The 6,000-nt window shown below is 74.0% G+C and carries 5 protein-coding genes; 4 read left to right on the forward strand and 1 reads right to left on the reverse strand.

The genetic code is table 11. The features are described from left to right. The first annotated feature begins 87 nt into the window (after positions 1-87). The 4 genes from V6U82_RS23030 (at position 88) to V6U82_RS23045 (ending at position 3,526) form a co-directional block, all read left to right on the forward strand. On the forward strand, positions 88-894 hold the full coding sequence (locus V6U82_RS23030) for a DUF881 domain-containing protein (RefSeq protein WP_128137976.1): 807 nt from the start codon (positions 88-90) through the stop codon (positions 892-894). Positions 895-1,697: 803 nt separating this feature from the next. Further along, positions 1,698-2,594, forward strand: coding sequence for a class E sortase (locus tag V6U82_RS23035; protein ID WP_334464403.1), 897 nt, complete (start codon positions 1,698-1,700; stop codon positions 2,592-2,594). 3 nt (positions 2,595-2,597) lie between these two features. Next, positions 2,598-2,870, forward strand: a complete 273-nt coding sequence (locus tag V6U82_RS23040) for a hypothetical protein (RefSeq protein WP_334464406.1) — start codon at positions 2,598-2,600, stop codon at positions 2,868-2,870. A 5-nt stretch (positions 2,871-2,875) separates the two neighbouring features. Then, positions 2,876-3,526, forward strand: coding sequence for an aminodeoxychorismate/anthranilate synthase component II (locus V6U82_RS23045; RefSeq protein ID WP_334464408.1), 651 nt, complete (start codon positions 2,876-2,878; stop codon positions 3,524-3,526). Positions 3,527-3,704: 178 nt separating this feature from the next. Here V6U82_RS23045 and pknB read toward each other — a convergent pair whose 3' ends face one another. Beyond that, positions 3,705-5,540 carry a Stk1 family PASTA domain-containing Ser/Thr kinase gene (gene pknB / locus V6U82_RS23050; protein WP_334464410.1) on the reverse strand — a complete coding sequence of 612 codons (1,836 nt, stop codon included), beginning with the start codon at positions 5,538-5,540 and terminating at the stop codon, positions 3,705-3,707. Positions 5,541-6,000 lie beyond the last annotated feature (460 nt).

Raw genomic sequence — 6,000 nt, forward strand, 5'->3', positions numbered from 1 at the left:
TAACCGGAAAGAGCGGACTTTCCGGGTCGAGCAGGTCGGCTCGCACCGGCGCGGGCCGGAACGAGACGACGGGAAAGGGAACGCCCGGTGGAGTACACGTCCGGCGCCGCCTCCTGGCAGAAGGTCCTCCGCCGCGCGGCAGCCGCCCTGCTGCCCCGGCGCGCCCGCCAGCGCCGCCCCGGCTGGTCCGTCGGCGTACCCCTGATCGCCGCCGCGGCCGGCCTGCTCTTCACCACCACCGCCACCACCGCGGGCGGCACCCCCCTACGGGAGGACCGCCGGCCCCAGCTCACCCAGCTGATCGAGGACCGCCGCGAGGAGGTCGCCGCCAGCGAGGCGAAGGCCGCCCGGCTCCGCGCCGAGGTGGAGGAGCAGACCGCCGCGCTCGCGGGCGCAGACGGGCCGATCAAGACCCAGCGGGACCGGGCCGCCGCCAGCCGGCAGGGCGCCGGATTCACCGCACTCACCGGCAGCGGCGTGACGGTCGAGCTGAACGACGCCGACCGCCGGCCCGACCAGCCGCTGCCCAAGGGCGCCAGCAACGACGACCTGGTGGTGCACCAGGGCGACGTCCAGGCGGTCGTCAACGCGCTCTGGGCCGGCGGCGCGGAGGCCATGTCAATCATGAACGTCCGCGTGCTGAGCACCAGCGCGGTACGCTGCGTCGGTAACACCCTGCTGCTGCACGGCCGGGTGTACTCCCCTCCTTTCAAGATCGTGGCAATCGGCGATCCCGCGGAACTCCAGCGGGCGCTCGCCGCCTCTGAGGGAGTGCGGGTGTTCAAGGAAGTGGCCGACCACTACCAACTCGGGTACGTCGAGCGCGTCTCCACAGTCACCGTGCCGGCGTTCGAGGACTCCACCGCGTTGCAGTCGGCGACGGTGCCCCGGTGACCGGCGGCGACCCCCGGGAACGCGCCGGCCGCGACCGCCGGGAGGAGCCGACAGCGTTCCTCCCCCGGGTCGAGCGTCCGGCCCCGGCGTCGCCACCCCCGCTCGACCTGCCGTGGCCCGACGCCGGACCGGCCCACACCGCTCCGGCCCGACGCGGCCCGGACGCCCGGCCGCCCGTCCCGCCGCCTTCCGCCCCGCCCCGGACCGCCCCGCCGGTCGCTCCGCCGCCGTGGCCGGGTGCTCAGGCGCACCAGCCGACGAGCGCCTCCCGCGCCGAGGCCGACCCCCGGTTCCGCCCCCCGGCGAGCGAGCTTCCACCCGGGGGTACGCCCCGCCCGTCCGGCCCGGCGCACCACGGCCCCGCGCACCACAGCCCCACGCACCACGGCCCCGCGCACCACAGCCCCACGCACCACGGCCCCGCGCACCACGGCCCCGCGCAGAACGGCCCCGCGCCCCACGGACCGGCGCCCCGGGGTGGTCCCGCCCCCGGGATGCGCCCGGCCGCGCCCGGCGACGTCGCGCACCGGCCGGGCGAGCGCCCCTCGCGACCGGAGGCGTACGGACCGGCGGGGCAGCAGAACGCCGTCCGCCACCCCACCGGTGGGGCGATCCCGCCCGAGCGTGGTGGCCGCGGCGGACAGCCACCGCAGACCGGCGCCCGCCCGTGGGAGGCCGGCGGGCGTCCGCCGGAGGACGGTCGCCGACCGGCGGGGGGTGGTGAACGGTCGCCCGGCGTACCCCCTCTCGGCGGGCCGACCGGCGCGGACCGGAACCCTCCGGTCGACCCAGGGGCGACGACGGTGCTGCCCGCCGTCACCCGCCCACCCGCGGACCCCCACCTGGACGCCACCGGGCTGATGGGCGCGGTGCCCCCGCCGCCCGACAACGGGGACGGCGGCGGCACCGAACCGCCCGCCGAGCCACCCCGTCCCCGGCGCGGCGAGCGGGTGGTGCAACTGCGGCCCGAGCAGACCGGCGACGGATACCGCAGCGTCTACTCCGAGCTGACCCGCCCCACCGTCGGCTCCCGGCTGCGCACGCTCGTGCGGGGCACCGGCGAGCTGCTGATCACCTTCGGGCTGGTGGTGCTCCTCTTCGCCGGGTACGAGATCTGGGGCAAGGCGGTCATCGTCGAGGCCCACCAGAACGACCTGAACAGCCAGCTCGCCCAGGAGTGGGGCGCGGCGGCGGACCCGACCGTCGGCCCGACCACCGGGCCGACGGTGAAGCCGAAGCCACCGGCGGAGGGCAGGCCGGTCGCCGGCCTCTACATCCCCAAGTTCGACAAGCACTGGGTGGTGGTCGAGGGGGTCAGCCCGGAGGACATCCGGTACGCGCCGGGCCGCTACCCGGACAGTGCCATGCCCGGCGAGGTGGGCAACTTCTCCGTCGCCGGTCACCGCATCCGCTCCACGTTCTGGCGGCTTGACGAGATGAAGACCGGCGACGCGATAGTGGTCGAGACCAAGACGGAGTGGCTCGTCTACCGGGTCTACCAGCAGCGGATCGTCAAGCCGTCCCAGGTGGAGGTAGTCGCGCCGGTGCCCGGCAAGCCGGGTCAGAAGCCCACCGAGAAGCTGCTGACGCTCACCACCTGCAATCCGAAGTTCGACAACTACCAACGGTTGATCATCCATGCCCGGCTGGACCACACGCAGGCCAAGTCGGCGGGCCGCCCGGCCGAGTTGGAGGCGTGAGCCGTGTACTCGTGGATCTGGCGCAAACTGCCGTTCGGGCTGCCCGGCAAGCTGGTCGGCTCGCTGGTGCTGGCCACCGCCACCGTCGCGCTGCTCTGGTTCGTGGTGTTCCCGTGGGCCGAACCGCTGCTGCCCTTCGACGACGTGCAGGTCACCCAGGAATCCGGCGTACCGGGTGACGGTGGCATCACCGAACCGACCGGGCTGCCCGGCGAGGAGGAGCTGCCGTACAGCACCGAGACGAACAACGCCCCACCCTCCACCCCGAACAGGTGACAGCGATGCGCGTACTGGTGATCGACAACTACGACTCGTTCGTCTTCAACCTCGTGCAGTACCTCGGCCAGCTCGGCGCCGACTGCGAGGTGCGGCGCAACGACGAGATCGACGTCGCCGAGGTGGGCCGCGTCGGCGCCGCCGGTGTCCTGCTGTCGCCCGGCCCGGGCAGCCCGGACCGGGCCGGCATCTGCCTGGACGTGATCCGCGAGTACGCCGGCAAGCTCCCGATCTTCGGCGTCTGCCTCGGTCACCAGGCGATCGGTGAGGCGTTCGGCGCGACCGTCGCCCGCGCGCCGGAGCTGCTGCACGGCAAGACCTCGGAGGTACGCCACGACGGCGTGGGCGTGCTCGCCGGGCTGCCGGACCCGTTCACCGCCACCCGGTACCACTCGCTGGCCGTCCTGCCCGAGACGCTTCCCGACGAGCTGGAGGTCACCGGCCGGACCGCCTCCGGCGTGGTGATGGCGATGCGGCACCGCTCGCTGCCGATCGAGGGCGTGCAGTTCCACCCCGAGTCGGTGCTGACCGAGGGCGGTCACCTGATGCTGGCGAACTGGCTTGCCGCCTGCGGCTACCCCGCGGCGCTGGAGCGCGCCCCCGAGCTGGCCGCCGAGGTCGACGCCCGCCGCCAGGCCGCCTTCTCCCCAGCCTGACCCCCTCCACCCCCGCGCGCGTCCCGCCCCCTTCCCCGTCGATCATGAAGTTGACGGGGACAAATCGGACGCCCAGTGCCGCTAACCTCATGATCAACGGGAGAGGCGGACGGAGATGCGAGCGCGGCGGCGGCCCCGGGGATCGGGGACGCCGCCGCGTCGGTCGGTCAGATGGTGCTCAGCGGTCGGTGCGGGTCGGGGTCACCGGGGGGAACGGGAAGCCGCTGCCGCCGCCGTTACCGCCGCCGTTGCCCGGCGTGCTCGGAGACGTGCTGGGGGTGACGCTCGGCGTCGGGCTGGTCGGCTCCTCCTCGCGCGGCACGTCGACCCGGATGGTCACCCGCTCGCCCTTGGCCAGGCTGGTCCCGGCGGCCGGCGACTGGCTGCTGACCTTGCCCGCCTCGGCCGGGTCGACCTCGTCGCCCTCCTGGACCCGGACCACGTAGCCGGCCTCCTTGAGCCGCTGCTTCGCCTGGTCCTCGGTGTAGCCGCGGACGTTCGGCACCTCGCTGACGTTGCCCCGGGAGACCTTGAGCGTCACCTTGCTGCCCTCGGCGACCGCGCTGCCTTCCTTCGGCGAGACGTCGACGACCTGACCTTCCGGCGCGCTGCCGTTGACGTTCTCGCGCACCGGGATCAGCTTGAGTTCGGTCAGACGGTCGCTCGCGGCGTCGTACGTGCCGCCCGTCAGGTTGGTGGGGATGTTCACCTGGCCCGGGCCGGTGCAGACGTTGACGGTGACCTCGGTGTTCTTCTCCACCCGCTGGCCGAACGACGGGCTCTGGTCGACCACCGAGCCCCGCTCGCACGTGGTGTTCTGCACCGGGTCGCCCTCGGTGAACCGCAGCCCGGCCTGGGTGAGCGCCGCCTGCGCCTCGGCCTGCGAACGGCCCACCAACTGCGGCACCGACACCTTCTCGTTGCCGGCCTGGTTGAGCCAGAGCGCGGTGCCGAGCGCGATCACCGCGAGTACGCCGAGCGCGGCGAACGCCGCGATGACCCAGGACGAGCTCTTGCGCTTGCCCGGGTCACCCACCCGCGCCGCCGGCTGCTGGCGGGTCTGCGGGCCCATCATCTGGGTCTGCTGCGCCTGGTGGTAGCCACCACCCGCGGCGGCGCCCATCGGCATGGTCTCGTCGGCCGGCATCACCGGGGTGGCGAGCACCGGCCGGCCGGCGGCGGCGCGGAGCAGGTCCGCCCGCATCTCGCCGGCGCTCTGGTAGCGGTTGAGCGGGTTCTTCGACAGCGCCTTGAGCACGATCGCGTCGACGGCGGGGTTGACGTCCGGGTTGATCGTGCTGGGCGTCGGCGGCTGCTCCCGCACGTGCTGGTACGCCACACTGACCGGGCTGTCCCCCACGAACGGCGGGTGGCCGCAGAGCAGCTCGAACAGCACGCAGCCGGCCGCGTAGACGTCGGAGCGGGCGTCGACCGCCTCGCCGCGCGCCTGCTCGGGAGAGAGGTACTGCGCGGTGCCGATGACCGCGCTGGTCTGCGTCATCGTGGTGGCGCCGCTGGCCAGCGCCCGGGCGATGCCGAAGTCCATCACCTTGACCTGACCGGTCTGGGTGAGCATCACGTTCCCGGGCTTGATGTCCCGGTGGATGATCCCGTGCCGGTGGCTGAACTCCAGCGCCGCGCACATGTCGGCGCAGATCTCCAGCGCCCGGCGCGGCTGGAGCCGCCCCTCGACGCCGAGGACCTCCTTGAGGGTCCGGCCGTTGACGAACTCCATCACGATGAACGGCAGGGTCTCGCCCGTGGGGGCGGTCTCCTCGCCGGTGTCGTAGACGGCGACGATGGCCGGGTGGTTGAGCGAGGCGGCGTTCTGCGCCTCGCGGCGGAACCGCATCTGGAAGGTGGCATCCCGGGCCAGGTCGGCACGGAGCATCTTGATCGCGACATCCCGCCCGAGCCGGAGGTCACGGCCGCGGTGCACCTCGGCCATGCCGCCGTAGCCCAGCAGCTCGCCGACCTGATACCTGCCACCGAGCAGGCGGGCCTGCGCTGTCATCGCGTCTCTCGTCCTTCGCTCGTCGTCGTACCGCCGCCGGCCGGCAGGAGGCGTACCTCACGACGGTACGACGTGCGGACCGGATAGTCGCCTCCGTACGCCCGCACCGCGCCGGAGGTCACGCTCACACTTGCCGGAGCGGCTGCGGTCTCACCGTATTTCCGGTACAGGAACGAAATCACGCCCGAGCAGAGGATGACCAGTACGGCCACCACGATCGCGGTCGTCCACAGGCCCGACCGGGAGCGCCGGGGCGGTGCGGCGGCGGGCGGTCGCGCGTACCCCAGGGGGTTGTGCTGGGGCACGGGGCGTGGCTGCGGGACGGGGGCCGGGCCGCGCGGCGCCACCGGCGGGCGGGGTTGCGGGGCGGGGTGCGCGGCCACTGCCGGGCGCGGCGCGGCGAGCGGGGGGCGGGCCGGGGACACGGGCGGTCTGGGCTGCGGGCGCGGGGGGGGGAAGT

The sequence above is a fragment of the Micromonospora sp. CPCC 205554 genome, assembly GCF_036902745.1.
Lineage (GTDB): Bacteria > Actinomycetota > Actinomycetes > Mycobacteriales > Micromonosporaceae > Micromonospora > Micromonospora tulbaghiae.

Excerpts from the sequence above, each read along its gene's own strand:
- V6U82_RS23045 (WP_334464408.1), top strand. The coding sequence starts at position 2,876 with ATGCGCGTACTGGTGATCGACAACTACGACTCGTTCGTCTTCAACCTC.
- pknB (WP_334464410.1), bottom strand. The coding sequence starts at position 5,540 with ATGACAGCGCAGGCCCGCCTGCTCGGTGGCAGGTATCAGGTCGGCGAG.